This window comes from Lysobacter sp. CA196 (assembly GCF_052078695.1).
GTDB lineage: Bacteria > Pseudomonadota > Gammaproteobacteria > Xanthomonadales > Xanthomonadaceae > Lysobacter.
Map to the genome: position 1 here is coordinate 209,067 of NZ_JBQJIN010000003.1, position 26,871 is coordinate 235,937.

At 67.6% G+C, this 26,871-nt stretch carries 24 protein-coding genes; 9 read left to right on the forward strand and 15 right to left on the reverse strand.

Annotated elements, in window-relative coordinates; translation table 11 throughout:
* Nucleotides 1-115: 115 nt before the first annotated feature.
* From rplI to ACTOWK_RS04705, 6 genes are all read right to left on the reverse strand, one after another.
* A complete protein-coding gene (gene rplI, locus ACTOWK_RS04680) occupies nucleotides 116-568 on the reverse strand; it encodes a 50S ribosomal protein L9 (protein WP_441329029.1) in 453 nt (150 codons plus the stop codon).
* 177 nt (nucleotides 569-745) lie between these two features.
* The gene (gene rpsR / locus ACTOWK_RS04685) at nucleotides 746-976 is read right to left on the reverse strand and encodes a 30S ribosomal protein S18 (RefSeq protein ID WP_031372470.1); all 231 of its coding nucleotides are present in this window, start codon (nucleotides 974-976) and stop codon (nucleotides 746-748) included.
* An 11-nt stretch (nucleotides 977-987) separates the two neighbouring features.
* Nucleotides 988-1,425 carry a 30S ribosomal protein S6 gene (rpsF, locus tag ACTOWK_RS04690; RefSeq protein ID WP_441329030.1) on the reverse strand — a complete coding sequence of 146 codons (438 nt, stop codon included), beginning with the start codon at nucleotides 1,423-1,425 and terminating at the stop codon, nucleotides 988-990.
* A 316-nt stretch (nucleotides 1,426-1,741) separates the two neighbouring features.
* Nucleotides 1,742-3,577 (reverse strand): DUF885 domain-containing protein, encoded by a 1,836-nt coding sequence (locus ACTOWK_RS04695; RefSeq protein WP_441329031.1) that lies wholly within the window; start codon nucleotides 3,575-3,577, stop codon nucleotides 1,742-1,744.
* 176 nt (nucleotides 3,578-3,753) lie between these two features.
* Nucleotides 3,754-4,092 carry a HesB/IscA family protein gene (locus tag ACTOWK_RS04700; protein ID WP_031372473.1) on the reverse strand — a complete coding sequence of 113 codons (339 nt, stop codon included), beginning with the start codon at nucleotides 4,090-4,092 and terminating at the stop codon, nucleotides 3,754-3,756.
* A gap of 211 nt (nucleotides 4,093-4,303) precedes the next feature.
* Nucleotides 4,304-5,431 (reverse strand): DUF2891 domain-containing protein, encoded by a 1,128-nt coding sequence (locus tag ACTOWK_RS04705; RefSeq protein ID WP_441329032.1) that lies wholly within the window; start codon nucleotides 5,429-5,431, stop codon nucleotides 4,304-4,306.
* Nucleotides 5,432-5,618: 187 nt separating this feature from the next.
* On the opposite strand from ACTOWK_RS04705, the gene asnS reads away from it, so the two are divergent.
* The 5 genes from asnS to ACTOWK_RS04730 all read left to right on the forward strand — a co-directional run bounded on the left by asnS (nucleotide 5,619) and on the right by ACTOWK_RS04730 (nucleotide 9,366).
* A complete protein-coding gene (gene asnS, locus ACTOWK_RS04710; protein WP_441329033.1) occupies nucleotides 5,619-7,019 on the forward strand; it encodes an asparagine--tRNA ligase in 1,401 nt (466 codons plus the stop codon).
* 270 nt (nucleotides 7,020-7,289) lie between these two features.
* Nucleotides 7,290-7,595, forward strand: a complete 306-nt coding sequence (locus ACTOWK_RS04715; protein WP_441329034.1) for a hypothetical protein — start codon at nucleotides 7,290-7,292, stop codon at nucleotides 7,593-7,595.
* Entirely contained in the window at nucleotides 7,595-7,933 is a 339-nt protein-coding gene (locus tag ACTOWK_RS04720; protein WP_441329035.1) for a hypothetical protein, read from the forward strand. The genes ACTOWK_RS04715 and ACTOWK_RS04720 overlap by 1 nt, the downstream gene beginning before the upstream one ends.
* A 10-nt stretch (nucleotides 7,934-7,943) precedes the next feature.
* Entirely contained in the window at nucleotides 7,944-8,579 is a 636-nt protein-coding gene (locus ACTOWK_RS04725; RefSeq protein ID WP_441329036.1) for an FMN-binding negative transcriptional regulator, read from the forward strand.
* Nucleotide 8,580: 1 nt separating this feature from the next.
* Complete coding sequence (locus tag ACTOWK_RS04730) at nucleotides 8,581-9,366, forward strand: SDR family NAD(P)-dependent oxidoreductase (protein WP_441329037.1); 786 nt, start codon at nucleotides 8,581-8,583, stop codon at nucleotides 9,364-9,366.
* Between the two features lie 1,010 nt (nucleotides 9,367-10,376).
* On the opposite strand, the gene ACTOWK_RS04735 is transcribed toward ACTOWK_RS04730, so the two are convergent.
* The 9 genes from ACTOWK_RS04735 to ACTOWK_RS04775 all read right to left on the reverse strand — a co-directional run bounded on the left by ACTOWK_RS04735 (nucleotide 10,377) and on the right by ACTOWK_RS04775 (nucleotide 23,293).
* Entirely contained in the window at nucleotides 10,377-12,278 is a 1,902-nt protein-coding gene (locus tag ACTOWK_RS04735) for a carboxypeptidase regulatory-like domain-containing protein (protein WP_441329038.1), read from the reverse strand.
* Nucleotides 12,275-14,506, reverse strand: coding sequence for a hypothetical protein (locus ACTOWK_RS04740; RefSeq protein ID WP_441329039.1), 2,232 nt, complete (start codon nucleotides 14,504-14,506; stop codon nucleotides 12,275-12,277). The genes ACTOWK_RS04735 and ACTOWK_RS04740 overlap by 4 nt, the downstream gene beginning before the upstream one ends.
* Entirely contained in the window at nucleotides 14,503-15,681 is a 1,179-nt protein-coding gene (locus ACTOWK_RS04745; protein WP_441329040.1) for a BatA domain-containing protein, read from the reverse strand. The genes ACTOWK_RS04740 and ACTOWK_RS04745 overlap by 4 nt, the downstream gene beginning before the upstream one ends.
* Nucleotides 15,678-16,583, reverse strand: a complete 906-nt coding sequence (locus tag ACTOWK_RS04750) for a DUF58 domain-containing protein (RefSeq protein ID WP_441329041.1) — start codon at nucleotides 16,581-16,583, stop codon at nucleotides 15,678-15,680. The genes ACTOWK_RS04745 and ACTOWK_RS04750 overlap by 4 nt, the downstream gene beginning before the upstream one ends.
* 19 nt (nucleotides 16,584-16,602) lie before the next feature.
* Nucleotides 16,603-17,613, reverse strand: coding sequence for an AAA family ATPase (locus ACTOWK_RS04755; protein ID WP_441329042.1), 1,011 nt, complete (start codon nucleotides 17,611-17,613; stop codon nucleotides 16,603-16,605).
* 188 nt (nucleotides 17,614-17,801) lie between these two features.
* On the reverse strand, nucleotides 17,802-18,479 hold the full coding sequence (locus ACTOWK_RS04760; protein WP_441329120.1) for a DUF4159 domain-containing protein: 678 nt from the start codon (nucleotides 18,477-18,479) through the stop codon (nucleotides 17,802-17,804).
* Nucleotides 18,480-18,568: 89 nt separating this feature from the next.
* Nucleotides 18,569-20,194 carry a TldD/PmbA family protein gene (locus tag ACTOWK_RS04765; RefSeq protein WP_441329043.1) on the reverse strand — a complete coding sequence of 542 codons (1,626 nt, stop codon included), beginning with the start codon at nucleotides 20,192-20,194 and terminating at the stop codon, nucleotides 18,569-18,571.
* Nucleotides 20,195-20,308: 114 nt separating this feature from the next.
* Entirely contained in the window at nucleotides 20,309-21,643 is a 1,335-nt protein-coding gene (locus ACTOWK_RS04770) for a TldD/PmbA family protein (protein WP_441329044.1), read from the reverse strand.
* Between the two features lie 21 nt (nucleotides 21,644-21,664).
* Complete coding sequence (locus tag ACTOWK_RS04775) at nucleotides 21,665-23,293, reverse strand: TldD/PmbA family protein (RefSeq protein WP_441329045.1); 1,629 nt, start codon at nucleotides 23,291-23,293, stop codon at nucleotides 21,665-21,667.
* A 484-nt stretch (nucleotides 23,294-23,777) separates the two neighbouring features.
* On the opposite strand from ACTOWK_RS04775, the gene ACTOWK_RS04780 reads away from it, so the two are divergent.
* The 4 genes from ACTOWK_RS04780 to ACTOWK_RS04795 are packed head-to-tail and all read left to right on the forward strand — an operon-like array spanning nucleotide 23,778 to nucleotide 26,864.
* Nucleotides 23,778-25,205, forward strand: coding sequence for an aldehyde dehydrogenase (locus ACTOWK_RS04780; RefSeq protein WP_441329046.1), 1,428 nt, complete (start codon nucleotides 23,778-23,780; stop codon nucleotides 25,203-25,205).
* A gap of 7 nt (nucleotides 25,206-25,212) precedes the next feature.
* Nucleotides 25,213-25,878, forward strand: a complete 666-nt coding sequence (gene can, locus ACTOWK_RS04785; protein WP_441329047.1) for a carbonate dehydratase — start codon at nucleotides 25,213-25,215, stop codon at nucleotides 25,876-25,878.
* On the forward strand, nucleotides 25,875-26,333 hold the full coding sequence (locus ACTOWK_RS04790) for a RidA family protein (protein WP_441329048.1): 459 nt from the start codon (nucleotides 25,875-25,877) through the stop codon (nucleotides 26,331-26,333). The genes can and ACTOWK_RS04790 overlap by 4 nt, the downstream gene beginning before the upstream one ends.
* Nucleotides 26,334-26,864, forward strand: coding sequence for a 3-hydroxyanthranilate 3,4-dioxygenase (locus tag ACTOWK_RS04795; protein WP_441329049.1), 531 nt, complete (start codon nucleotides 26,334-26,336; stop codon nucleotides 26,862-26,864).
* Nucleotides 26,865-26,871 lie beyond the last annotated feature (7 nt).

The following is a 26,871-nucleotide window of genomic DNA, read 5'->3' on the forward strand; positions in this document are numbered from 1 at the left end:
GAGCGCGTCGCACAGACTGCGACGGCCAGGGTCCTGCCCGGAGATCCGACACCCGCGGAAAAAACGAAGGGCGCCTTTCGGCGCCCTTCGCAGTCTTACGATCGGGCGGTCGCGATTAAGCGGCTTCGCCAGCGACGATGACCTTGACCGTGACTTCGACGTCGGCGTGCAGGTGGACCAGCACGTCGTATTCGCCGGTACGGCGGATCGGGCCTTCGCCCATGATCACTTCCGACTTGCCGACTTCGAAGCCGGCCTTGGTCAGCGCCTCGGCGATGTCGCGCGGGGTCACCGAGCCGTACAGCTTGCCTTCGGTCGCGGCATTGGCGTGGACGGTCACCGAAGCGCCTTCCAGGCGGGCCTTGCGGCCTTCGGCGCCTTCCAGCAGCGAGCTGGCCTTGGCTTCGTACTCCGCACGGCGGGTTTCGAAGTCGGCCAGGTTGCTGGCGGTGGCCGGAACGGCCTTGCCCTGCGGCACGAGGTAGTTGCGGCCGTAGCCCGGCTTGACGTTGACCTTGTCGCCGAGGTTGCCGAGGTTGGTGACTTTCTGCAGGAGGATCAGTTGCATGGTCTTGCTCCGTGTTCGTTAGCGGGCCTGTAGGTCCGCAGCGGGATTCGCTGTCCGAAGAAGCGAGGAATGAATCGATAGGAGCGAGTTGAGAGGAGTGAGAAGTGAGCGAAAGCAAGGCTCTCTCTCGTTTCTCACTCCTTGAAGGCGGCAAAGCCGCCGCTCACTCCAACGCCGTCAGGCGTTGTGGTTGTCGGTGTACGGGATCAGCGCGAGGAAACGAGCGCGCTTGACCGCCGTGGCCAGCTGGCGCTGGTACTTCGACTTGGTGCCGGTGACGCGGCTCGGCACGATCTTGCCGGTCTCGGTCAGGTACTGGCGCAGGGTGTTGAGATCCTTGTAGTCGATCTCTTTGACGCCTTCGGCGGTGAACTTGCAGAACTTGCGGCGGCGGAAAAACTTGGACATGGGGGCAATCCTCAGGCGGCTTCGGCGTTGTCGTCGGCGTTGTCGGCGGTGCCGACGGCGGTCTCGCTATCGTCGTCACGACGACGACGCTCACCACGCTCGCCGCGCTCGGGCTTGTCGCCCTTCTCGTCCTTGAACTTCATGATCAGCGACTGCTCGGTGTCGGCATCGTCGCGCTTCATGACCAGGTGACGCAGCACGGCGTCGTTGAAACGGAAACCGTCGACGAGCTCGTTGAGCACCGTCTGGGTGACTTCGATGTTCAGCAGGACGTAGTGGGCCTTGACCAAGTTCTCGATCGGATAGGCCAGCTGACGGCGGCCCCAATCTTCGAGACGGTGGATCTTGCCTTCGCCGGCTTCGATCAGCGACTTGTAGCGCTCGATCATGGCCGGCACCTGCTCGCTCTGGTCCGGATGGACCAGGAACACGACTTCGTAATGACGCATGGGTGTGTTTCCTTGTGGATGATGGATCGCCGACGGCGACCCGGTTCAGCCCCCCGGGGTCCGGATGCGGACGCGGTGGAGCAAGGTCCCGACCGGCACCAGGCCAGTCGGGAGCCGGAAAGTATGGCAGGCACAAGGGCTTAGGTGCAAATCGGGGTGGATAGGCCGCGTTCGCCGTCCCTGCCCTGCTCTTGGGTAGGAGCGGCGCAAGCCGCGACCGCGCCCACGCGGGCGGCGGCGAATGCCACGGTGGCCGAGGTGGCGCGGTCGCGGCTTGCGCCGCTCCTACCCCGGCACATCTCACCGATTTCGGAGATCAACGCTTCTTCGACTTGACGGGCGCCTTCGCCGGCGCCGGCTTTTTCGCCGCGATCCAGGCGTCGATGTGCTTCTCCAGCACCTGCAGCGGCACCGAGCCGGTCGACAGCACCTCGTCGTTGAAATCGCGCAGGTCGAAGGCCGGGCCGAGCGCCTTGCGCGAGCGTTCGCGCAACTCGGAAATCTTCAGCTGGCCGATCTTGTAGGCCAGCGCCTGGCCCGGCCAACCGATGTAACGGTCGATCTCGTTGACCACGTCCTGCTCGGTCTTGGGGGCGTTGTCCATGAAGAACTTGATCGCCTTGTCGCGGCTCCAGCCCTTGCTGTGCATTCCGGTGTCGACCACCAGCCGGACCGCGCGCCACATGTCGTAGGACAGCTGGCCCATGCGGTCGTAGGGGTCGTCGTAGAGGCCCATGTCGTAGCCCAGGCGCTCGGCGTACAGGCCCCAGCCTTCGCCGTAGGCGACGAAATAGCCGGTGCGGCGGAACATCGGCGCGTCCGGCAGCTCCAGGCCGCGGGCGAACTGGAAATGATGGCCCGGCACCGCCTCGTGCAGCGACAGCGGCATCATTTCCCAGGTCGGGCGGACCTCGGGCTTGTACAGATTGACGTAGTAATAGCCGGCGCGGGTGCCGTCGACCGCGCCCGGCAGGTAATAAGCCGTGGTCGTGTCCGGGGCGACGTTGTCCGGAATCGGGCGCACGCCGTAGGGCTGGCGCGGGATCAGCTTGGAAATCTTGACCAGCTCCGGGTCGATCCGCTTGGAGATGGCCTGGTAAGCCTCGAGCAGCGCCGCCGGGGTCTTGTGGAAGAACTTCGGGTCGCTGCGCAGATAGGTGAAGAACTCCGCCAGACTGCCCTTGAAACCGACCTCGGCCTTGACCTTCTCCATCTCGGCGCGGATGCGCGCGACTTCCTTGAGGCTGATCTTGTGGATCGCGTCGGCGCTGAGGTTGGTGGTGGTGAAGTCGGCGGCGAGGAAATCGTAATAGGCCTTGCCGTCGGGCAAGTCGCTGGCGGCGATGCTGGTGCGCGCCGCGGCCAGGTATTCCTTCTCGAAGAAGGTGCCGAACTCGCGGTAGGCCGGCACGACGGTGTCGGCGATGAGCTTCTTCGCCTCGGCCTGCAGCGCCTTGCGCTCGGCCGCCGGGATGCTGTCGGGGAAGCGGTTGAACGGCTTGTAGAACGGGCTCTTGGCCGGGTCGTCGACGATCTGCTTGGCGATCTGGCCGGGCACGCGCTGCATCAGCACACGCGGCGGGGTGATCCCGGCCTTGGCGCCCTCGCGCAGCAGCGCCTGGTTCTGTTCGATCAGCACCGGCAAGGCACGCATGCGCGCGAGCCAGTCGCGATAGTCCTTGACCTGCTCGAACGAGAGGCCTTCGACCAGACCGTCGGCGGTCTGCACGCCGCCGCTCTGCCCGACCGGCGCCAGGTATTCGCGGTACTTCTGCCGCTCGATGCTCTTGCCGAGGTTCCAGCCGAACACGTCGTAGTTGAGCTGGTCGGCTTCCGACAACTGGCTGCGGTCGATCGTCTTGAGCTTGGCCAGCGCCTGGCGGTCGCTTTCCTGGCGCGCCTGGATGGCGCTCAGGCTGGCGTCGGTCCAGCGGTCGTTGTAGCGCTTGTCGCCGTTGAAACTGGCGCCTTCGGGGTTCTCGCGCAGGCCGCGCTCCCACTCGTCGTCGAACAAACGATGCAGCGCCTCGGTGGCGGCATTGGCGTTGCGCGTGGCGGAGGCGGTAGTACCGGGTGCGGCAGCGGCCTTCGAGGCCAGCGGCGCGGCCAGGCCCACGGCAATGGCCGCGGCGAGCAGAACGGGACGGAGCATGATGCGGATTCCCCAGGAGACCAGCGGCCGAGTCTAGCCCGGCCCCGCGCCGCTGCCGCATGTCGAAAGTTGGCGGCTGGGGCCGCGCCGACGTCGTTGGTCAGCGCGACGAGCGAATGCCGCGGATGCCGCGAGCGAGACCCAGCGCGAGCGACTCGCGCCCTGCCCCGCAAACCTCAGGCGGCGTCGGCCTGGGTGGTGAAGCTTTCGCCGCAACCGCATTCGGCGGCCGCGTTCGGGTTCTGGAACACGAACATCTCGCCCAGGCCCTGCTTGAGGAAATCGATGCGGGTGCCGTCGACCAGCGGCAGGCTGATCGGATCGACGTAGATACGCACGCCGTCCTGCTCGAACACGGTGTCGCCTTCGCGCTCGTCGCGGGCCAGGTCGGCGATGTGCTGCCAGCCCGAGCAACCGGTGCGGGTCACGCCGAAACGCAGGCCCAGCGCGGTCGGCGTCTCGGTCAGGAAATGCTGGACACGGGCGAGCGCGGCGGGGGCGAGGGTCACGGACATGGCGGTACTCGTAGGAATGTTGACTCGATACCGGCTGCAATCGGATGCGGCTGCGGACGGATCAAGCGCTACCGGAATGGTAACAGCCTGGCATCGGCGGGCTGTACCCGATATGGCGGCATTGCGATGGCGTTCAAGCAGGCGGCTTGTCGCCACCAGCCTGGCCAGCCTGTCGCAGCACCCGCCAAGACGCCCCTACGGGCCCGCCCACTCAATCGCTGCGCCCCGCTCCGGTCGCGGCGGCCGGCGCCGGTGCCGGCTCGGGCGGCGCCATCAGATAGGTGGCGAAACTGCCGAGCCAATGGGCGCCGGCGTAATGGCTGTCGCCGACCGCCATCAGGCCGAGTTCGCGGTGCACCCCGGCGGCCGCGCGCAAGGCGCGGATGCGGCGGTCGCGCGGCGGCAATCCGGCAGCGATGCCTTCCAGCATCCAGGCCCGGCTCAGGTTGAGGCCGTCGAGATGGGCGAGCTTGCCGTCCTCGGGGTCGAGCACCAGCGCCGGTACCAGCCAATCGGCACGCGCGCGGCGCGGCACCTGCGGCAGGAATTCGCGCAGCCAGCGGGCGTATTCGTCCGGCGCCAGCACCCGCCGCATCAGATCGGCCTCGGCCAGGCACGGCGAGAGGAAGTCCTGCCCGGACGGCTCGTAGGCCAAGGGGCAGTCGCGGTCGCCCTGATAGAAGAAGCGCGAACGGGCGATCAGCGCGTCGCGCAACACCTGGTCGCCGCTGCGGCGGGTCCAGTCCAGGGCCAGGCCGAAGGCGAACGCGGTCTGGCTGTGTTCGCCGACGCGGATCGGGCGGGTCAGTTTCGGCAGCCAGCGCAGCAGCCGCGCCGCGGCCTCGCGCTCCAGTGGTTCCAGCGCGGCCGCCCATTGCCGCGCCTGCGGGTCGTCCCAACTGCGCAGTTGCGAGCCCAATTGCAGCAGCCAGGCCAGGCCGTAGGGGCGCTCGAAGGTCTCGTCGCTGCTGCGGCGCAGATAAGCCAGTTCGGCGGCGATGTTCTGCGCGGTCAGGTTGCGCGCCAACGCAGCACGCGCCGGAGCGGCGAACGGCCCTTGCGGGAAACGTTCGACCAGCCGCGCCAGCAGCCAATGCCCGTGCACCGACGAATGCCAGTCGTAGCAGCCGTAGAAGGCCGGATACAGCTTGCTCGGCGCGGCCACGTCCTGGGCACCGTCGAGGCGATGACTGATCTTGTTCGGGTACTCGCGGCCGACGCAGCTCAGCGCCAGGCCGGCAAAATGGCCGGCGCGGGCCTCGTCGAGCACCACCACCGGCACCGGTTCAGGCGCCGCCGTCGCCGCGGCCGCCTGCGCGCACGTCGCCGCAACCGTCATGGCGAGCATCCAGCCGGCCCACCCGCGACCCCATCGCCCGCCCCATCGTCCGACCCGTTTCATGCCGCGCCCCCGCCCCCGTGATCCCGAAACCCAGTCTAAGGCCGCGGCGACCGGCACGCCCTGTGCCGGCAGCATCCGTTATCATCGCCGTCCTTTACTTTTCAACGCGCTGGGGCGGCATCACATGACGGTGGTAAGCGTCGAACAGGCACTCGCGGGCAAGATTCCGGCGGGCGGTGAAGTCACGGTACGCGGCTGGGTGCGTACCCGTCGCGATTCCAAGGCCGGGCTGAGCTTCGTCAACGTCAGCGACGGCTCCTGCTTCGCACCGATCCAGGTCGTGGCGCCGAACACGCTGTCCAACTACGACGAGGAGATCAAACACCTCACCGCCGGTTGTTCGGTGATCGCCACCGGTACCCTGGTCGCCTCGCAGGGCCAGGGCCAGAGCTTCGAGATCCAGGCCAGCAAGCTGGTCGTGGTCGGCTGGGTCGAGAACCCGCTCACCTACCCCATGCAGCCCAAGGCGCACACGCTGGAATACCTGCGCGAGTTCGCTCACCTGCGCCCGCGCACCAACCTGTTCGGCGCGGTCACCCGTATCCGCCACTGCCTGTCGCAGGCGGTGCACCGTTACTTCCACGAGAACGGCTACTACTGGATCAGCACGCCGATCATCACCACCTCCGACGCCGAGGGCGCCGGCCAGATGTTCCGGGTCTCGACCCTGGACCTGGCCAACCTGCCGCGGCAGAAGGACGGCGCGGTCGATTTCTCGCGCGACTTCTTCGGCAAGGAAACCTTCCTGACCGTGTCCGGCCAGCTCAACGTCGAGGCCTACTGCCTGGCGCTGAGCAAGGTCTACACCTTCGGCCCGACCTTCCGCGCCGAAAACAGCAACACCACCCGCCATCTGGCCGAGTTCTGGATGATCGAGCCGGAGATCGCCTTCGCCGACCTGATGGAAAACGCGCAGATCGCCGAGGACTTCCTCAAGTACCTGTTCCGCGCGGTGCTCGACGAGCGCGGCGACGACCTGGCCTTCATCGCCGAGCGCGTCCAGCCCGATGCGATCACCCGCCTGGAGACCTTCGTCAACTCGCCGTTCGAACGCATCGACTACACCGATGCGATCGCGCTGCTGCAGAAGTCCGGGCAGAAATTCGAGTTCCCGGTCGAATGGGGCCTGGACCTGCAGACCGAGCACGAGCGCTGGCTGACCGAACAGCACGTCGGCCGTCCGGTGGTGGTGCTGAACTACCCCGAGCACTTCAAGGCCTTCTACATGCGCCTCAACGACGACGGCAAGACCGTCGCGGCGATGGACGTGCTGGCGCCCGGCATCGGCGAGATCATCGGCGGCAGCCAGCGCGAAGAGCGCCTCGATGTGCTCGACACGCGCATGGCGCAGTTCGGCCTGGACCCGGCGCATTACGACTGGTACCGCGATTTCCGCCGCTACGGCACCGTGCCGCACGCCGGTTTCGGCCTCGGCTTCGAGCGTCTGGTGGTGTACGTCTGCGGACTGAGCAACATCCGCGACTCGATCGCCTACCCGCGCGCACCGGGCAGCGCCGAGTTCTGATCCGCACCCGCCTCGCGCGGCCCGTGTTCGTCATCCCGTCGCCCGGTTCGTTCCGTGCTCGTGATCCCCGCGCAGGTGGGGATCCAACGATCTCGGGGTTCTCGCACGAAGGGCCCTGGATCCCCGCCGACGCGGGGATGACGGCCTGGAAGTTCGACGTGATCAGGCGGGAGCCCCCGCGGCCTCGCGCCGCTTTACCCCGCCATGGCCGCGGCACATGATGGCTCCCGACATCGATTCAGGCCCTCGGGCCGCAGAGGTAAGACGTACGTGATCCTGTTCCTGGCCCTGACCTTCGTCGGCATCGCGATTTCCGCGTTCTGCGCGTTCGCGATCTTCTGGCCGCTGGCCCTGGTCCATCTGCGCGACCGCCATCCGGCCCTGCGCGGCGAACTCGGCGAAGCCGCGTTCGCCAATCCCTCGGCTTGGCTGTGGCTGCTGCGCCAACGCTATCGCGTCGCCACCGACCGCAATCTCGACGGGCTGGCCACGCCGGCCCGGGTTTCGCTGCTGATCGTGTTCGCCTCGCTGGCCTGTGCGGGCCTGCTCTGGCTGCTTTCCATGATGGTGCCCTGATGAACGAAAACGAATACGCCCCCGATTCCACCCCGGCGTCCGGCGACGGCCAATGGTGGCTGGCCACCCTCGGCCGTACCGTGGTCTGGGCGCGTTTGCGCATACGCGAGGCCGGCACCGCCGAGGTCTTCGACAGCGACGCCAATACCTTGTCCTACGACAGCGAAGACACCGCCCGTGCCGCGCTGATGGACGCCGAGTTCGTCGAGCTCGAAGGTCTGGACGAGGACGACGCGCAAGCGCGCGGCTTCGCCCTCGACGAATTGCTGCCGCCGCAGGCCCAGGACGACGAGACGCTGGGCACGCTGATGATCCAGAAACTGCCGCAGCGCCACTGAGCCCGACGCCATGTACCTGCCGCGCGCCTTCGCCGAAACCGACCTGGGCGCGCTCGACCGCCTGGCCGACGCCTACGACTTCGCCAGCCTGATCACCGTGCGCGACGACGCACCGACAGTCAGCCACCTGCCCCTGCTGTACCGGCGCGACGGCGAGCAGGTCGAACTGCGCGGCCATTGGGCGCGCCCGAACCCGCAGGCGCGCCACGCCGGCCCGGCCCTGGCGATCCTGCAAGGCCCGCACGCCTACGTATCCCCAGGCTGGTACACGGACAAGGAAAGCGCGGCGCGGGTGCCGACCTGGAACTACGCCATCGCCCACCTGCACGGCGAGCTGCAGACTTTCGAAGACGAGGCCGGCCTGGCCCGACTCGTCGACGACCTCAGCGCCCGCCACGAAGGCCGCATCGGCAGCGACTGGCGTTTCGAAGTCGAACGCGAAGAACTGCGCCGACAATTGCGCGGCATCGTCGGCTTTCGCTTCAAGGTCGAACGCATCACCCTGAAGTTCAAACTCAGCCAGAACCAGCCCCTGGCCAATCGCGAAAACGTCGCGACCCAGTTGCAGGCGCAGGACCGCGACGACAGTCGCGCGGTCGCCGCGCTGATGCGCGAGCGCATGAGCCTACCGAGCAGCGGAGACTGATATGGATCTGAACTTGAGCGGCAAGCACGCCCTGGTCTGCGGCGCCTCCGAAGGCATCGGCCGAGCTGCCGCGGACGAGCTGGCCTTGTTGGGCTGCGACGTGACCGTGCTGGCGCGCCGGGCCGACGCCCTCGCCGCGGTGGCGCAGGCCTTGCCGCGCACCGGCGCGCAGGCGCACGGCTGGATCGCCGCCGACGTCGCCGACGCGGCCGCCCTCGCCGCCCAGGTTGAAGCACTGGCAGCCGGCAAGCCGGTGCAGATCCTGGTCAACAACACCGGCGGCCCGCCCGGCGGCCCGGCGCATACCGCCCTCGACAGCGCCTACCTCGACGCCTTCCAGCGTCACCTGCTCGCCAACCAGACCCTGGTGCGCGCAGTGCTGCCCGGCATGCGTTCAGCGCAATGGGGCCGCGTGGTCAACGTGATCTCCACCTCGGTCAAAGAGCCGATCGTCGGCCTCGGCGTGTCCAACACCATCCGCGGCGCTGTCGCCAGTTGGGCCAAGACCTTGTCGCGCGAGCTCGGCGCCGACGGCATCACCGTCAACAACGTCCTGCCCGGCTACACCCAGACCGCGCGCATAGAACAGATCATCGGCGACCGCGCCCGCAACAGCGGGCAGACGCCGGATGCGGTGATCGAGGCCATGCGCAAGACGGTACCGGCGAACCGCTTCGCCGCCCCGGGCGAGATCGCCGCCTGCATCGCTTTCCTTTGCTCCCCCGCCGCGGCTTACGTCAACGGCGTAAGTCTCGCCGTCGATGGTGGGCGGATGCAGTCGATTTGATGATTCGACCAATGCCTTCGCCTTAAGAGAATGGGTTCGTGCCGAATTCGGCGGCGTCCCACTGTAGGAGCGGCGTGAGCCGCGACCGAGGGACGCGCAGGGAGAACAACGCCGGCGCTACGCATCGAGGCGGCGTGCTTTCGCGAGGGTAGGAGCGGCGCAAGCCGCGACCGCGCTGTTTCGATCTCGCGGCGCATCGCTCACGCAAGATCAATATCTAGATCAAACGCCAAAAGCTTCCGCCACTAAAGCGGCGGGTTACTTTCTTTTGTCATAAGCAACAAAAGAAAGGTAACCAAAGAAAAATGCTTTGTTTTGAATCACCAGCCCGCACGAGCGATGCATACGCGGGGGTTTTTCATACGGGACATCCCTGTCCCGATGAAAAACGGCGCGCATCCCTGCGCGCCGCCCTCCGGGTCTTCTGTTGCCTTCGCGAGTACGAAGCGACGCACAGCAACAACCAAGGCCAAACCACGGCCGAGGACAGGATTTGACGTCGCCTGCGAAATATCGTCGCCATCCACAGTTCGTGGTCGCGGCTTGCGCCGCTCCTACAGTGGTCGATCACCGTTGCCGTTTCCGTTGCCTTGAAAGCTTGGCGCAGCTACGAACTTGCGATGCAACCGTAGACCCGAAGGGCGGCGCACGGGACGTGCGCCGTTTTTCGATAGGACAAGGATGTCCTATCGAAAAATCCCGGCGCGCGCATCGCACTCGTGGCCTGTGCCTTGCAAGGAGAGCCCTTTTCTTTGGTTAGCTTTCTTTTGGGCTTAGCAAAAGAAAGTAACCCGGCCGCGTTAGCGGACGGAAGCTGTAGATGTTGCTTCATCGCTTTGCAGTAAAAAACGCAGCAACCGCCAGTTGCACGGTCGCGGCTTGCGCCGCTCCTACCCTGGCGAAAGCACGCCGCCTCGATGAATATCATCGGCATCGTTCCCTCTGCGCGTCCCGCGGTCGCGGCTCACGCCGCTCCTACAAAGGACCCGCGGTCCTGACCGTCGCTACCTCTACGACTCGACCCCTGCTCCAACCAAAATCCGTCCCCGCCGCGAGCGCTCCAACCACCACACTCCCGCACTGACGAACAGCCAGCCCAGAAACCACGGCCACGACGCACCGCGCTGAACCTGCGCAGACGAGGCCGAATCCACCGGCGACGAAGCCGCAGCAGTCGGCGATCGCGCCTGGGCCATCAACCTCAAGGTCGCCTCACGCAGCTCGCTCGCGCGCAAGCCCGGCGCCTCGTTGCGTCCACGTACCGCGAAGGGTTGCGCGCGCTCGCCTTGGCGCGCCACATGCCAACCCGCCTCGTCAGGCCAGAAGGCAGCACAACGCTCATTGCCACTGGCCGGGTCGATCAACAGATGAATGTCCCGCCCCTGCGGCGTACGTACCAGCGCCCCATCGCTCAAGCCGCACAGCGAGACGCGCCGGTCCTGCCGCGCCTCGCCATCGATCCGCAGCATCGGCTTCGACTGGGCCCGCGCCAGTGCGCCAAAAGCGGCGCTCCACCATTGCCCATGCAGATCGTCGCGGCCGACCAGGGTCAGGCGGAAGCTGTCGCTCAGCGTCCACAAGCCGAACCGGCCGCGCCCGACACTGCGCCAACTGGCGAAGGCCTTGCCGTCCACACCACGCAGCAGGCTATGCGCACCGGCGCCGTCGAGGGTGAGCGCGCGTCGGTTCAAGACCGGCAACTCTGCCACCGCCTCATCGCGGCTACGCGGCGCGTCGTTCGTGCCCGGGCCTATGCGCGCGCGGGTCGCCGCTTCATCCACGCTCGATGGCGGCAAGCGCACTTCGACCGAGTCCGCACCGGCGCTGAGTTCGAAGCCCAGCGCCCGCAGTTGCGTGCGCGTGCGTGACGACAAAGGGCCGCCGATGCGCAGCAGCACGCCGAGGCCGTCGCGCATGGCGCCGAGCAAGGCAGCACGCTGCGATTCGCCCAAGCCTTCCCAGACGCGTTCGTCCAGCACGACCAGATCGAAACCGGCGAAGGTCGAGACGTTCAAATTCAGCGGTGCATCGCCGAGCTGCAGCCCAGCGCCGACATCGATCTGGGTGTGCAGCTTGATCCCGGCGTCCGAGGCCCAGCGTCGCAGGTACTTCAATTCCGGACTCGGTGCGCCGGCCAGCACCAGCACTCGCAGCGGCGTGTCGGCGACTACCGACAAGGGCAGCTCGATCTCTTCGGCGACGTTCTGACGCGCGTCACGCAAACGCAGCCTGAAATTCATCAAGCCCGGCACGCGTGCGATGGCGCCGACCCGGAAAACGCCGTCCGCCGCCAAGGTGGCGCGATCCACCCGTTGCAGGCCCGGGTCGAGCAATTCGACCACCGCACCGGGCATCGCTTCGACTCGTCCGGTCACGCTGAACGCGCCGCCGCCGGCGACTTCGCGCGGCGCCCACAGACCGCTCAGTCCGCGTGGCAACGGCGTCGGCTGCCATTCGATCGTCAAGCCGCGTGCGGCATCGCGATCGCGCGGCTCGAGGCCGGCGCCGAGCAGGCGCAGCCGCTGCGTGCCGGGATGGCGACGCAGCCCAGTGGCGAGGTCGGGTACGCGTTCGCTGTCGGTCGAAGCCGTGGCCTCCGGCAAGGCGATGCGGGTCTCGCCGACGATCGTGGCGTCGCTCGCGCTCGCACCGGCCGTCGCCACCACCATGCTGCCGGCTTCGCCGTACTGCAGCGGCGGGAACAACGCGAGATACAGCAAGGCCGCCATCAACGGCTGCGCGATCAGCAACAGCGCAAGCCGCCAGCCGCGCGCACGCGTCCCGGCCTCGGCGCGGTATTGCCGCAGGATCAGGCTCGCCATCGCCAGCACGGCGGCGAGGCCGAGCAATCCGGCGATCGCGGCTTCGAGATTGCCTTGCAGGCCGCTATCGAGATCGATGGCGCCGATCATCGCCGGGCCTCCTGCTGCAAGGCCTCGAAGTAGCGCCGGTCGATTGCATCGCCCTGCCCGCGTCGTTGCACGCTCGCCGGCGGCCGCGTCAGCAGCGGCCACAGCAGGCGTCGCAGCTCGGCGCGGCAACGCAGGCATTCGGGTTCGTTGCGCAAGGCCTCGAAAGCGGCGGCGAAGGCCAAGGGATCGGGCGCGCGCGATTCGTGCTCGCGCAACCAACGCTGCAGACCGGTGTAGTCGATCGGGGCCGGCTTCGTGGCCGTGGCCGTGGCCGTGGCCGTGGCCGTGGTCGTGCTCAGGCTCGATTCCAGATCGCGCCACAGCGATTCGAGCAAAGGATCGGCCGCGTTCGCCGCGACCAGCATCTCGCCGCGTCGCGCCAATCCGGCGCGTTCGCCGCTCAAACGGCGGCTTTCGTCGATCGGCGGCAGCTCGGGGCCGACCCGGGCCAGGTAGATGCGTGTGGCCTGCTGCACTTTCTTGATGAAGCCCAACGCCTTGTACGCATACGGCAGCGCCTGCTGCGGGTGGCCCTGGCGCAGATGCAATTCCGACTGCCACATCTCGTCGAGCGCGGCCTTGAGCAGCTTGCGCGTATCCGGATCGAGCAAGGTCGCGGCCTCGGCGTGATCGTGGGTATGCCCGAATTGCTCCAGCACCGAGCCTTCCTCGCCGAAGCTCGGCGCCGCCGGCTTCGGCGTGCGCGCATGCTCATCGTGTTCGTCCGGCGTGGCGGCATTCGCGCCCTCGTTCTTATTCGCAGCCGCATGCTCGTCGTGCGGCTCGGCTTCGTCGCGGTCGTTGGTCGGCAACCGCGGCGCGCCTTCGGATTCCTCGCCGAGGAATTGGCCGTAACGCAGGCGCAACAGGCGCTGGTCGACACCGATCGCGTCGGAGCGCTCGATAAAACCAGGTGCGTCGAGTTTGCGCCGCTGCGCGATCAAGGCCTCGGCGTCGATGATGATCTGGCGCTGGCTGCGGAAATACGCCGGCAAGGTGGTCTTGACCATGCCGTCCAGGCCGGTCGCCTCGCTGCCCAGGTCGGCCGGCCAGCGCAGGATCAGGCTCGGGCTCAGCGCCGTCTGCGGCTTTGGTGAGCGATTGTCGTCGACGCTGAGCTGGACGATCAGATCGTCGCCGCTGGCGAAGCCGAGGCTGGCCAGGTCGAGACGCTGCACATAACGCTTGCCGGTCGCGGTGCCGGTGCCGCGCAGGCTGAGGCGCTGCTCGCGGAAGGTGATGTTCTCGCCGCTGCCCTGGGCCAGGGTGATGCGCAGTTGCGCATTCGCGGCCAGGCCGTAGTCGTCGCTGGCCTCGAACTCCAGCGGCCAACTGCGCTGGCCCGCGCTCATCAGGCTCAGGCCGCGGTCGGGTTCGAGCACACGCAATTGCGGGGCGCGATCGGGGCTGACGTCGAGCCGGTAAAGACGGCGCGTCTGCGCATCCGCTGCGGCGGTGGCGACGATGCGGTACAGGGCGGGCTTGGCCAGCACGCGCTCGGCGCTCCAGCGCCCATCGGCTTGGCGGGCTAGCGGCAAGCGCTGGCCGTCGTGGAAGACCAGCTCGGCCGCGCTCGGCTGCGGCTCGAAACGCAGGTTCCAGCGCAGGCGCGCGTTCTCTGGCACGCGCCCTTCGAGCGTGGGTTCGCTGCGCGGCGGCAAGCGCGTATAGGCCGGTGGAACGATGCGCAGGCCTTGTTCGATCAGCCGCGGTTGCCCGGGCAAGGCAGCGACCTGCGGCGCCGGCGACAAGGCTTCGAGATCCTGCGCGCCGCTTTGCCCGCGCGGCCACAACCCGACCGCGATCAAGGCCGCCACGGCCGCTAGTGTCGACAGCAGCAGGCGCCGTGCCGACCAGGCCGGGCGCAAGTCGGGGCCGTTCGCGGTTTCGATGCGTTCGCGCAGCCGCGTCTGCTGCAAGCGCTGCAGACCATTCAAGCTCTCGCCCGATACGAACAGCAGATCGGCGCTGTCGTCCATGTCGCCGCGGCTGGCGTTGAGACGACGCGCGAGCCAGGCCTCATCGAGACGCCGGGCTTCGTTCCAGACGAAAGCGACGAGCGCCGCGCAGACCACGACCGCAACCACCAGCGCGCCCGCGATACCTTGCAGGCGCCACGCCAGCGCCGCCGCAACCACTGCCCACGGCAGCAGCCACAGAGCCAGATCGAAACCGCGACGCATTCGCGCCGAACGCAGCCAAACCGACAGGATCGTCGCCGCGCTCATGGCGTCGCCCCGCGTCGTGCGCGCGTCGCCAACCAGCGTTCGAGCACGAACACCAGCGCGATCAGCAGCGCCAACCACAGGCGCAGGTCGCGTGGCGGCAAGGCATGGACCGCAGCGCCGGTCGCCGGCGCATGGTCTTTAGCCGAGACCCGAGAAGGCGCGGGAACGGTTGGCTCGAACAAGCCACGCAAACGTTGCGGAAAGCCTGGTTCGAGCAAGTCGGGCATGGCCTGCGGCGCCACCGCGCGGGTCAGCCGCATGAGCCGGCCGCGGCCGAACGCGATGCCTTCGACCAGGACCGCACCGGACGCATCGCGCCACAACGGTGCGCGCGGCGAGGACACATCGCCCGGCCAATCGCTGCCGGCATCGAGCAGCACGCGACCGCCGTTGCGGACGAACTCGCGCACCTGCGCCGGCACCGCGCCGGGCACCAGCCAGATCAACTCGCGGCTGTCGGCCGGCCATGGCTGCATACTCGGTGCTGCCGAACCCTGCTTCGGCGAGGCCGGCGTCGCCGGATCGCGCCAGGCGGCGATCGCGGCGCGCAGATACGGCAAGGCCGCGGCGCGATCGGCGGCATAGCGGATCGCCGGCGACGGCGCAGCGGTGTCGTGGATCGGGGCCGCAGTCGGCGTCGCGCCCGGCACGACCCGCCATTCGACCGGCCGCGACAACTGCGGCCGTTGTCCGTCGGCGCCGCCCATCCGCTCGGGCACGAACACGGTCAGCGCCGCAGCCGCCGGCAGGCTGGCATCGAGCTCGCGCAACAAACTGGACAGCGGCACCGGCGTAACGGGTTCAGCGGCATCCAGACCCGGAAAACCCAGCGCGAGCCAATGCAGGCGCGCATCCGAAGCGGCCGCCTGAGTGCGTGCGGCCTGCGCGTCGACGCCGGGCGCGACCACGATCCACGGCCGCGCACTCTCGGCGCCGAACAACACCGGACGCGCCAGCCATAGCGCGAGCAAGGCCAGCAACAACAGGCGCAGCAGCAACAGCGGCCATTCGTCGAAGCGGATGCGGTGACGCGGCTTGGGCCGCTGCCGCAACCAGCGCAGGGCGGCGAAATCGGTCGGGCGCTGTTCGCTACGCCGCGCCAGGTGGATCAACAGCGGCAAGACCAGAGCCGTCAAGGCGGCCAGCGCGGCGGGCAGCAGCAGACTCAGGTTCACGCCTGCTCCGCCATGTCGCGGGCGCCGAACAAACGTCGCAGCGGCAGATCGAGCGCCTCGTCGAGCACGTATTCGGTGTGGCGGATACCGCAGGCATCCAAGCGCGCATCGAGCGCCTTGCGCGCGGCGGCGAATCGGTCGAGGAACTCATCGCGCAAGGCGGCGCCGTCGCCGAGCAGTTCCTCGCCGGTCTCAGGGTCGCGGAACCGGTAGCCGCCGCGGAACGGGAAGTCGCGCTCCTCGGCGGTCAGGATGCGGATGCTCAATACCTCGCGCCGCGCCGATGCGAGCCGCTCGGCGATGGCGACCGCGCCCTCATCGCGGCCGTCGTCGAAACCGTCGCCGATCATCAGCACCAGGTCGCCGGCGGCGATGCGTTCCCACAGCGGCCGCAGGCGTTCCGCGCTCGGCCAGGCGCCCTGCGCCGACAAGCCGTGCAGTTCCAGCCACAAACGGTCGCGTTGGCGCGCACCGGTGGCCGGCGCCACCAGGCGCACGCCATCGTCGCGCAAGGCGATCATGCCGAAGCGGTCGCCCTGGCGCAGCGCCAGCTCGGCGACGCAGGCCGCCAAGGCCTTGGCGGCGTCGAGCCGCGACCAATCCGGGCGCGCCGCATCGTACTGATTCATCGACGCACTGGCGTCGATCAACAACCAGACCGCGAGCGGGCTCTCGCGCTCGGCTTCGCGCACGAAGAAACGGTCCGAGCGCGCATACAACTTCCAGTCGACCTGGCGCAGCTCGTCGCCGGGCTCGTAGGCACGGTACTGAGCGAATTCGAGCCCGGCGCCGCGGCTGCGGCTGTTGTGCAGGCCGATGCCGTGGATGCCGACCGCGCGCCGCGACAACAGCCGCAGGCTGCGTAGCCGCGCCCGTACCGCCGGTGGAATGAAATCCTTCACGATGCTCCGGCGCCTGTGCTCAGGCGCCCGGGAACGGCACGCCGCGCAGCAGCGCGGCGATCACGTCGTCGGCGCTCTTCAGCTCGGCCTCGGCAGCGAACGACAGCAGCAGGCGGTGACGCATCACCGGTGCGGCCAGGGCGACGACGTCTTCGCGGGTCGCGGCGTAGCGCCCGTGCAGCAGTGCCCTCGCCTTCGCCGCCAATACCAGCGACTGCCCGGCCCGCGGACCGGCGCCCCACTTCACCCACTGCCGCACTTCCGGCAAGGCGCTTTCGTCGGGACGACTCGCCCGCACCAATCGAGTGATCCAAACCAGCAGGTCGTCGCCGAGGTGCACCTCGCGCACCCGCGACTGCAGCGCGATCATCTCTTCGCCGCCCATCACCCGCGGCACTTCGGCGCTGCGGGTGCCGGTGGTCTGCAACAGGATGTCGTGCTCTTCGCGCTCGCTGGGGTAACCGACGCGGATATGCAACAGGAAACGATCCAACTGCGCTTCCGGCAAGGGATAGGTGCCGGCCTGTTCGAGCGGGTTCTGGGTCGCCAGCACGAAGAACGGCGCCGGCAAGGCATGGGTCACGCCGGCATAGCTGACCGTGCGCTCCTGCATCGCTTCGAGCAAGGCGGCCTGGGTCTTCGGCGGCGTGCGGTTGAGTTCGTCGGCCAGCAGCAGATTCGTGAAGATCGGCCCGGGCTGGAAGCGGAAATGGCGATGGCCGGTACCGTGGTCTTCTTCGAGCAGCTCGGTGCCGAGGATGTCGCTGGGCATCAAGTCGGGGGTGAACTGCACGCGCCGGAACTGCAGTTCCAGCGCCTGCCCCAGCGAGCGCACCAGCAGGGTCTTGCCGAGCCCGGGCACGCCTTCGAGCAGGCAGTGACCGCCGGCCAGCAGGCCGATCAGCAATTGCTCGACCACTTCGTGCTGACCGACGATCGCCTGGGCGATCGCTTCGCGCAGGGTGCCGAGGCGATCGAGCTGCGCCTTCAGTTCGGATTCGTTGCCGCCGGTGGTCGCGTTCGTGTTCATTTCGTCATCCCGAAAGCCAGTACGGATTCTCTCCGTGTTCTTCAAGCAAACAACAATAAGAGCAAGAGCAAAGGCAACAGCAAATCCCCCGCGTCCGCTGCGCGGTCGCCGCCCCCTTTGTCAAAGGGGGCAACAGCAAGTCTGGCATTACCATGCTCTGCCGAGTCCCGAGTCCCGAGCCTCGACTCTCAAGCCCCCAACGCATACATCACGATATTGACCGCGAACTTGGTGTTGTCTTCGGCCAGGAAGCGTTTGTTGCGCCAGTCGTAGTCCCATTCGCAGCCGTAGTCTTTGTTGCTGTACAGCACGCCCAGGCGGCCGTCGATCTCGATGCCTTGCAGGTAGTCGTGGACCAGGTCGTCGCCCCAGCCGTTGAGTTCGAAACCGGTCGCCGGCGGGCCGTCGAAAACGAAGAAGCTGCGGTAGAGGGCATGGTTCTTCGGCAGGCGGCGCAAGGCCTTGGCGCCGAAAATCTTCGCCATCTGTTCTTCGAAGGACTTGGCGAACAGGCCGTCGATGTCGTGGTTGCAGTCGTCGACGAAGACGAAGCCGCCGTTGCGCACATAGCGTTCGAGATTGCGGCGTTCGTCGGGGTTGAACTCGACCAGCTTGTGCCCGGCCAGGTAGCAGAACGGCGCGCCGAGCATCTTCGGGTCGGCCAGGGCCAGCACGTGTTCTTTCGGGTCGACACGCAGGTTGGTGTAGTCGATCAGGGAGGTGATCAGGTTGGCCGGCATGCGCTGGTCGACGTCCCAGTCGCCCGAGTCGTACTTGAGCCGGGTGAACCAGAAGTCGTAGTCGGCGCGGGCCGCCTGCGCCAACGGCGAACGCGCCAGCCAGGCGCCGGCGGCGGCGCCGAGCATCAGGCGCAGGAACTGCGCCCGGTTCACCGGCCCCTGCCTGCGTCGATCTGGTTGCCTGGAACGAGCATGCCCTGCCTCAACCCCATCGGCTATAACGCACGCGCGGTGTTGATGATGTTGACGCCGTTGAAGCGCGTCGTGCTCGACCCGTGCGAGACCGCCGAGACCTGGCTCGGCTGGCCCTTGCCGTCGAAGAACGAGCCGCCAAGGCGGAAGTCGCGTTCGTCGCAGACCGCCACGCAGGCGTTCCAGAACTCCGGGGTGCGGATCTGGTAGGCCGCGTCCTCGACCATGCCGACGACCTGGCCGTTCTTGATCTCGTAGAACAGCTGGCCGCCGAACTGGGCGTTGTAGCGTTGCTGGTCGATCGAGTAGGAGCCGCGGCCGTGCACGTACAGGCCACGTTCGACGCCCTTGATCATCTCGGCCACGCTGAGCTTGTTCTTGCCCGGCCTCAGCGAAACATTGGCCATGCGCTGGAACTGCACGCTCGACCAGGAATCGGCGTAGCTGCAGCCGTGCGATTGCGTGTGGCCGAGCAGATGCGCCTCGTCGCGGGTGGCCTGGTAGTCGACCAGGATGCCGTCGCGGATCAGGTCCCATTCGCGGGTCTTGACGCCCTCGTCGTCGTAGCCGACCGCGCCGAGGCTGCCGGGGCGGGTCTTGTCGGCGACGAAGTTGACCAGCTCGCTGCCGTAGCGATAGCCCTGCTCGCGCTTGTCGAGGGTGGCGAAACTGGTGCCGGCGTAATTGGCCTCGTAACCGAGCACGCGGTCGAGTTCGAGCGGGTGGCCGACGTTCTCGTGGACGGTCAGGAACAGGTTGGAGGGGTCCAGCACCAGGTCGTACTTGCCCGGTTTCACCGACGGCGCCTTGAGCTTGGCGCGGGCGTGCTTCGCGGCGGCGACCGCGTCTTCCATCACGTCGTAGGAGCGGCCGTAGCCGGTCAGACCACCGGGCAACGCGACCTTGCCGGCCGGATCGGCGTCGAGGTATTCGTAGCCCATGCCCATCGGCGCCGACAGACCATCGCGGGTGCGGAACTTGCCGCTGGCCTTGTCGACCGCGGTCGCGGTCAGCGGCAGCCAGATGCGGTGGATGTCCTGATCGATGTAGCTGCCGTCGCTGGAAGCGAAGTACTTCTGCTCGTTGATCACGAACAGGGTCGAGTTGACGTAGTCGGCGCCGGCCTTGAGCGCGGCGGCGTTGACGCCGAGCAGCAACTCGACTTTCTCCTTGATCGGCACCGCCATCGCGTTCTTGCGCAGCGGCGTGGCCCAGCGCGTTTCGCCGACGCCGTCGACCGGCGCCAGCTCGACCTTGCGGGTCTGCACGCGCGCATTGGCGCGGGCGATGGCCAGCGCTTGACGCGTGGCCGCGGCGACCGCGTCCGGCGTCGAGGCATCGGTGGCGGCGAAGCCCCAGGCGCCCTGGCTCAGCACGCGGATGCCGACACCGGCGGATTCGCCGTTGACGATGTTGCGCACCTGCGCCTCGCGGGTCACTACCGATTGGCGCAGGTAGCGGCCGATGCGCACGTCGCAGTAATCCGCTCCGCCCTCGCGGGCGGCGTTCAGCGCGGTGTCGGCCAGGCGCCGCCGGCGCGCGAGGTCGGGCGGCTCCAGCAAGGCCTCGGCGGCAATCGCGCGGCCGTAGGGCAGCGCGAGGCCGGCCAGGCCGAGGCCGGTGAAACTGAGAAAATCGCGTCGTTGCATCGGGCGGCTCGGGTTCGGCGGAATCACTGGGCGGACGGCTGAAGGAACGCTGAGGCAGCGAACCGAGACGGGCGGCGCGCCGGATCGCCGGCTGCGCCGCCCTTCAAGCGTTGATCAAACCGCGTCCGACAGCGAAGTGAAGGTGAAATCGCGCAGCTTCATCGGCGGGATCATCATCACGAAGCTGGACTCGTCGCCGGCCACGCGCACCGGCCGGCCGAGTTCCTCGATGTTGTTGAGCATGATCACCGGCGACTCGTTGAAACGGAAATTCTTCACCGGGTGCTTGATCACGCCGTTCTCGATGTAGAAGGTACCGTCGCGGGTCAGGCCGGTCAGCAGCACGGTCTGCGGGTCGACCATGCGGATGTACCAGGTGCGGGTGACCAGGATGCCCTTCTGGGTGCCCTTGATCAGCTCGGCGGTGGACTTGTCGCCGCCGGCCATGAGCAGGTTGCCGGGCGTGCCGACCGCGCGCTTGCCCTGCTTCTTGGCCCAGAAGCGCGAGTAGTCGAGCGCGCTGACCTTGCCGTTCTCGACCACCGACATTTTCTCGCGCGCCAGGCCCTGCGCATCCCACGGCAACACCGGAGCGCGCGGGTCCCAGGGGTCGGCACTGATGTTGACGCGCGGGTCGTAGACCTGCTCGCCGAGCTTGTTGCCGCCGCCTTTCTTCGACAGGAAGCTGCGGCCTTCGTCGGCCTGGCGCGCGTCGAAGAAATTCATCATGAACGAGATCAGCCCGGCGGCGGCGGCCGGTTCCAGGATCACCGTGTACTTGCCCGGCTCCAGCGCCTTGGCCTCGGCCGACTCGGTGGCCTTGCGCATGGCGATGCGCACTTCGTTGTCGGCCTTGAACTCGCCGGCGTCCTTGAGGTTGCGCCCGACCCAGCCGGAACCGCGGCCGTCGTCGGTGCGCACGGTGCAGGTGTAGTCGAAGTTGGTCGCCTGCTGGTAACCGAAGTTGCCCTTGCTGTTGGCCACCGCGACGAAGCTCTGGCCGTCTTCGAGGAAACCGGCGGCGGTGAGCTTGTCGGCGCGGCACGGCGCGATCGAGTCGGCTGCGACCTGGGCGCGGAACTCGGGCGTGATCGCCGCGGTCGTGGCGCTGAAGGTCGGGCTAGGCTTGTAGCTTTGTTTGTCGATCGCTGGCATGAACTCCGGGTTTTCCGGCGCCAGCCTGGCCAGGTCTTCGGCGCGGCGGACCACGCGTTCGAGCGCTGCATCGTCGAACTCATTGATGCTGGCGGTGCCGACGCGGTTGCCGAAGGCCGATTGCACGGCCAGGTTGCTGTTGCTGACGATGCCGCTGGTGGACACGTTGTTCAGGGCGAAACGGATGTTGCCGGCGATCGAACCGGTCAGGGTCGCGGTGCACTCGTCGGCCTTGGACAGCGCAATGACCTTGTCGAGGATGGCCTTGGCTTCGGCTTCGGTGAAGATGCTCATGGGTGGATTCTCCTGCGCCGGTCAGCCGAGCTTGCGGGCGGTGTTGATGACGTTGACGCCGTTGAAGCGCGCCGTGCTGGAACCGTGCGAGACCGCCGAGACCTGGCCCGGCTGGCCCTTGCCGTCGAAGAACGAGCCGCCGAGGCGGTAGTCGCTTTCGTCGCAGACCGCGACGCAGGAGTTCCAGAATTCCGGGGTGCGGATCTGGTAGGCCACGTCTTCGAGCATGCCGGTGATCTTGCCGTTCTTGATCTCGTAGAACAGCTGGCCGCCGAACTGGGCGTTGTAGCGCTGCTGGTCGATCGAGAAGGAACCATCGCCGACGATGTAGATGCCGTTCTCGACGTCCTTGATCATGTCGGCGACGCTGAGTTTGTTCTTGCCCGGCGCCAGCGACACGTTGGCCATGCGCTGGAACTGCACGCTCGACCAGGAGTCGGCGTAGCAGCAGCCGTCGGACTCGCTTTTACCGAGAATGTGGGCCTGGTCGCGGATGGTCTGGTAGTCGACCAGGGTGCCGTCCTTGATCAGGTTCCAGCGCTTGGTCTTGACGCCTTCGTCGTCGTAGCCGACCGCGCCGAGGCTGCCCTGCTGAGTCTTGTCGGCGAACACCGTGACCTGGTCGCTGCCGTACTTGAAGCCGCTCTTGAGCTTGTCGACGGTGGCGAAGCTGGTGCCGGCGAAGTTGGCCTCGTAGCCGAGCACGCGGTCGAGTTCGAGCGGATGGCCGATCGATTCGTGGATGGTCAGCCAGGTGTGCGAGGGGTCCAACACCAGGTCGTACTTGCCCGGCTTGACCGACGGCGCGGTGAGCTTCTGCCGCGCCTGCTTGGCGGCGGCGACCGCGTCTTCGAGCATGTCGTAAGAGTTGCTGTAATTGACCACGCCGTTCGGCGAGACGGTCTTGCCCGAGGCCGCACCGTCGAGGTATTCGAAGCCCATGCCCATCGGCGAGGACAGGCCTTCGCGGGTGCGGAACTTGCCGCTGGCCTTGTCGATCGCGGTGATCGTCATCGGCGCCCAGATGCGGTGCACGTCCTGGTCGATGTAGGAGCCGTCGGTCGAGGCGAAGTACTTCTGCTCGTTGACCAGGAACAGCATCGAGTTGACGAAGTCGGCGCCGGCCTTGACCGCGGCGGCGTTGACCCCGAGCAGCAGGTCGACCTTGTCCTTGATCGGCACTTCCATGGCGTTCTTGCGGATCGGCGTTTTCCACGCCACCTCGCCGACACCCGGGGTCTTGGCCAACACCACGGGTTGGGTCTGGGTCTTGGAGTTCGCGCGGGCGATGGCGGCCGCCTGCTGCGCCGCCTCGGCCACGCTCTTGGCGTTCAATTGGTTGGTCGCGGCGAAGCCCCAGGCGCCGTTGACCAGCACGCGGATGCCGATGCCGGTCGACTCGGTGTTGACCACGTTCTGGACCTTGTCCTCGCGGGTGATGACGAACTGGCGCAGATAACGGCCGATGCGCACGTCGCAATAGGTCGCGCCCGCGCCTTTCGCCGCGGTCAGCGCGGTGTCGGCGAGTACCTTCTTCTTGGCCACGTCCAGCGGCGTCAACAGGGCTTCGGCGGCGATGGCGCTGCCGTAGGGAATCATCAGCCCGGCGATGCCGAGCCCCGACATGGTCAGGAAGTTGCGTCTATCCACTAGATTGTTCCGCCGTTGTGGGCCCGATCGGCAGTGCTGGATGCCGCCGCAAGGCATGGATGAAAGTCACCTCTCGGAATGTGCGCAGTGCCTGCGCGGGCAGTCAAGTGCCGGGAGACAGTGACTCGCGATGCCGCCGTTGCGCCGATCGGAGTTGCCGATACGAGACAGGGGACGCAGCGATTCATCTGATTTCGCGGTAATTCGCGTGTGTTACCGACCGCCCGCGCCGGTCGTCGCGAGCGCAGATGGCGATTTTGCTGCAGCGCATCTGGGCCAACAGTCATGCATGACTTTGGTCATGGCCGCGCGCCACGGACCGGTTCGGCAAAGTCGCAGGCGCCGTCATTGCACGCCACTCGGCCTGCGAACGCCGCGTCCGCCTCGAAACGCACGCAGATCTCAAACCCCGCCGTCACCGAACCGCGACCTGCCGCCGCCCCACGCTATGGGCGCTGCCGCGCCCACGCGTTAAGCTTGGCGCATGCACAGATTCCGGCACTGGATCGACGGCCAGGCGCGCGATGCGGTCGGCGGTCGTTGGCTCGATGTCCACGACCCCGCCAATGCGCAAGCGTATGCGCAGGTCGCGGCCGGCGACGCCGCCGACGTCGAGCTCGCGGTCGCCGCGGCCCGGGCCGCGTTCCCGGCTTGGTCGGCCCTGCCCCACAGCGAACGTGCGCGCTGGCTCGAAGCCCTGGCCAGCGCCCTGGAGGCGCGGCTGGAGGACTTCGCCAGCGCCGAATCGCGCGACGCCGGCAAGCCGATCCGCCTGGCCCGCGAGGCCGAGATCCCGCGTGCGGTCTCCAACCTGCGCTTCTTCGCTCACGCCGCGACCCAGTTCGCCAGCGAATCCCACCACGGCCAGGCCGGGCTCAACTACACCCTGCGCGCGCCGCTCGGGGTGGTCGCGACGATCTCGCCGTGGAACCTGCCGCTGTACTTGTTCACCTGGAAGATCGCCCCGGCGCTCGCGGCCGGTAATACGGTAGTCGCCAAACCGTCCGAAACGACCCCGGCCACGGCCAGTATGCTCGGCGAGCTGGCCGCCGAAATCGGCTTCCCACGCGGTGTGCTCAACATCGTCCACGGCCTCGGCCCCGAGGTCGGCGAACCGATGGTCCGGCACCCGGCGGTGCGCGCGATCTCGTTCACCGGCAGCACCGCGGTCGGCCAGCGCATCGCCGGCATCGCCGCGCCGCTGTTGCGCAAGGTCTCGCTGGAGCTCGGCGGCAAGAACCCGACCCTGGTGTTCGCCGACAGCGACTGGCGCGCCCACCTCGACACCCTGGTGCGCTCGGCGTTCCAGAATTCCGGGCAGATCTGCCTGTGCGGCTCGCGCGTGTTGATCGAACGCTCGATCTACGACGAAGTCCGCGACGCCCTGGTCGAACGCGCGCAGGCGCTGAAGATCGGCGAGCCCGACGACGAGAGCACCGCGCTCGGCCCGCTGGTGTCGCGAGCGCATTACGACAAGGTCCTGGCCGCGCTCGAACGCGCGCGCAGCGAAGGCGGCCGAGTGCTGTGCGGCGGCCACGCCCTCGACCGGCCCGGCTGGTACGTCGCGCCGACGGTGATCGAAGGCCTCGGCCCGGACTGCGCGAGCAATCGCGAGGAGATTTTCGGCCCGGTCGTGACCTTGCAGGCCTTCGACGACGACGCCCAGGCGCTGGCCCTGGCCAATGCCGGCGACTACGGCCTGTCGGCGTCGATCTGGACCCGCGACCTCAACCGCGCCCACCGCCTCGCCGCGCAGTTGCGCGTCGGCATGGTCTGGGTCAACACCTGGCTGCAACGCGACCTGCGCACGCCGTTCGGCGGCGTCGGCGCGTCGGGCCTCGGCCGCGAAGGCGGCGCCGAGGCCATGCGTTTCTTCACCGACGCCAAGAACGTCGGCCTTCACCTGGGATGACCGTTGTATGACCCCGTTGCACGACCTGCTTGAACGAAACCGCGAATGGTCCGAGCGCATCAGCGCCGAAGACCCGGAGTTCTTCGCCCGCCTCTCGCGCCAACAGGCGCCCGAATACCTCTGGATCGGCTGCTCGGATTCGCGCGTGCCGGCCAACCAGATCATCGACATGGCCCCGGGCGAGGTCTTCGTCCACCGCAACATCGCCAACGTCGTGGTGCATACCGACCTCAACTGCCTGTCGGTGATCCAGTTCGCGGTCGACGTGCTCAAGGTCAAGCACATCCTCGTGGTCGGCCACTACGGCTGCGGCGGCGTGCACGCGGCCTTGCACGGCCAGCGCCTGGGCCTGGCCGACAACTGGATCCGCCATGTCGGCGACGTCGCCGACAAGCACGTGGCCTGCATCTCGCATGCCCATGCCGAGGAGCGCCACGACCGTTTGTGCGAACTCAACGTGATCGAGCAAGTGCAGAACCTCAGCCTGACCACCATCGTTCGCGACGCCTGGGCGCGTAAGCAGCCGCTCGCCGTGCACGGTTGGGTGTACAGCCTGCGCAACGGCCGCGTCCACGACACCGGCATGAACATCGACAGCTTCGAGGCCCTGCAGGACACCTACGAGCGCGCCGTCGCCACGGTGCACTCGACCCACGGCGGTTCGCCGCGATGAGCGGCGGCGGCATCAGCGCCGCCAAGGCGCCGCGGCCGGTCGGCCTGTACCCGCATGCGCGCCGGGTCGGCGACTTGCTGTTCCTGTCCGGGATCGGCCCGCGCGACGCCGCCAGCAACGCCATCCCCGGCAACGTCCACGACGCCGAGGGCCGCCTGATCGCCTACGACATCGAGCTGCAATGCCGCTCGGTGTTCGCCAACGTCCGCGCCGTGCTCGAAGCCAGCGGCGCCGGTTGGGACGACCTGGTCGACGTGACCGTGTACCTGACCGACATGGCCCGCGATTTCGCCGCCTACAACGCGGTCTGGGCCGAGTATTTCCCCGAGCTCGAACGCGCGCCGTGCCGGACCACGCTCGGCATCACCGCGCTGCCGACACCGATCGCCATCGAACTCAAATGCATCGCCGCCTTCGCTTCGTCGCGAGCCGGCGCACCGCCCGAGGGCAAGTGAATGCTTCCTGGACCGATCAACCTCAGCCAGTGGATCGACGAACACCGGCATCTGCTCAAGCCGCCGGTCGGCAACAAGGTGATTTATCTCGGCGACTTCATCGTCATGGTGGTCGGCGGCCCTAACCAGCGCACCGACTATCACTGGGACGAAGGCCCGGAGTGGTTCTATCAGCTCGAAGGCGAGATGGTCCTGCGCATCCAGGAGGATGGGACGGTGCGCGACATCCCGATCCGCGCCGGCGAGACCTTCCTGCTGCCGCCGCGCGTGCCGCATTCGCCGCAGCGCATGCCCGACTCGATCGGCCTGGTCATCGAACGCAAGCGCCTGGCCCACGAAGACGACGGCCTGATGTGGTACTGCGAACGCTGCAACCACAAGCTGTACGAAGAGTTCTTCCATCTGCACGACATCGAAGCCGACTTCCCGCCGGTGTTCGAGCGTTTCTATTCCTCGCGCGAACATCGGACCTGCATGGACTGCGGCCATCTGAACCCGGCGCCGGGCCGCTACGTGATGCCCGACACCTGAGGCGACG

What these genes read in the sequence shown, in the direction of transcription:
- rplI (WP_441329029.1), bottom strand. Translation starts at nt 568, where the DNA reads ATGCAACTGATCCTCCTGCAGAAAGTCACCAACCTCGGCAACCTCGGC.
- rpsR (WP_031372470.1), bottom strand. Translation starts at nt 976, where the DNA reads ATGTCCAAGTTTTTCCGCCGCCGCAAGTTCTGCAAGTTCACCGCCGAA.
- rpsF (WP_441329030.1), bottom strand. Translation starts at nt 1,425, where the DNA reads ATGCGTCATTACGAAGTCGTGTTCCTGGTCCATCCGGACCAGAGCGAG.
- ACTOWK_RS04695 (WP_441329031.1), bottom strand. Translation starts at nt 3,577, where the DNA reads ATGCTCCGTCCCGTTCTGCTCGCCGCGGCCATTGCCGTGGGCCTGGCC.
- ACTOWK_RS04700 (WP_031372473.1), bottom strand. Translation starts at nt 4,092, where the DNA reads ATGTCCGTGACCCTCGCCCCCGCCGCGCTCGCCCGTGTCCAGCATTTC.
- ACTOWK_RS04705 (WP_441329032.1), bottom strand. Translation starts at nt 5,431, where the DNA reads ATGACGGTTGCGGCGACGTGCGCGCAGGCGGCCGCGGCGACGGCGGCG.
- asnS (WP_441329033.1), top strand. Translation starts at nt 5,619, where the DNA reads ATGACGGTGGTAAGCGTCGAACAGGCACTCGCGGGCAAGATTCCGGCG.
- ACTOWK_RS04720 (WP_441329035.1), top strand. Translation starts at nt 7,595, where the DNA reads ATGAACGAAAACGAATACGCCCCCGATTCCACCCCGGCGTCCGGCGAC.
- ACTOWK_RS04725 (WP_441329036.1), top strand. Translation starts at nt 7,944, where the DNA reads ATGTACCTGCCGCGCGCCTTCGCCGAAACCGACCTGGGCGCGCTCGAC.
- ACTOWK_RS04730 (WP_441329037.1), top strand. Translation starts at nt 8,581, where the DNA reads ATGGATCTGAACTTGAGCGGCAAGCACGCCCTGGTCTGCGGCGCCTCC.
- ACTOWK_RS04735 (WP_441329038.1), bottom strand. Translation starts at nt 12,278, where the DNA reads ATGATCGGCGCCATCGATCTCGATAGCGGCCTGCAAGGCAATCTCGAA.
- ACTOWK_RS04740 (WP_441329039.1), bottom strand. Translation starts at nt 14,506, where the DNA reads ATGAGCGCGGCGACGATCCTGTCGGTTTGGCTGCGTTCGGCGCGAATG.
- ACTOWK_RS04755 (WP_441329042.1), bottom strand. Translation starts at nt 17,613, where the DNA reads ATGAACACGAACGCGACCACCGGCGGCAACGAATCCGAACTGAAGGCG.
- ACTOWK_RS04760 (WP_441329120.1), bottom strand. Translation starts at nt 18,479, where the DNA reads ATGCTCGGCGCCGCCGCCGGCGCCTGGCTGGCGCGTTCGCCGTTGGCG.
- ACTOWK_RS04765 (WP_441329043.1), bottom strand. Translation starts at nt 20,194, where the DNA reads ATGCAACGACGCGATTTTCTCAGTTTCACCGGCCTCGGCCTGGCCGGC.
- ACTOWK_RS04770 (WP_441329044.1), bottom strand. Translation starts at nt 21,643, where the DNA reads ATGAGCATCTTCACCGAAGCCGAAGCCAAGGCCATCCTCGACAAGGTC.
- ACTOWK_RS04780 (WP_441329046.1), top strand. Translation starts at nt 23,778, where the DNA reads ATGCACAGATTCCGGCACTGGATCGACGGCCAGGCGCGCGATGCGGTC.
- can (WP_441329047.1), top strand. Translation starts at nt 25,213, where the DNA reads ATGACCCCGTTGCACGACCTGCTTGAACGAAACCGCGAATGGTCCGAG.
- ACTOWK_RS04790 (WP_441329048.1), top strand. Translation starts at nt 25,875, where the DNA reads ATGAGCGGCGGCGGCATCAGCGCCGCCAAGGCGCCGCGGCCGGTCGGC.
- ACTOWK_RS04795 (WP_441329049.1), top strand. Translation starts at nt 26,334, where the DNA reads ATGCTTCCTGGACCGATCAACCTCAGCCAGTGGATCGACGAACACCGG.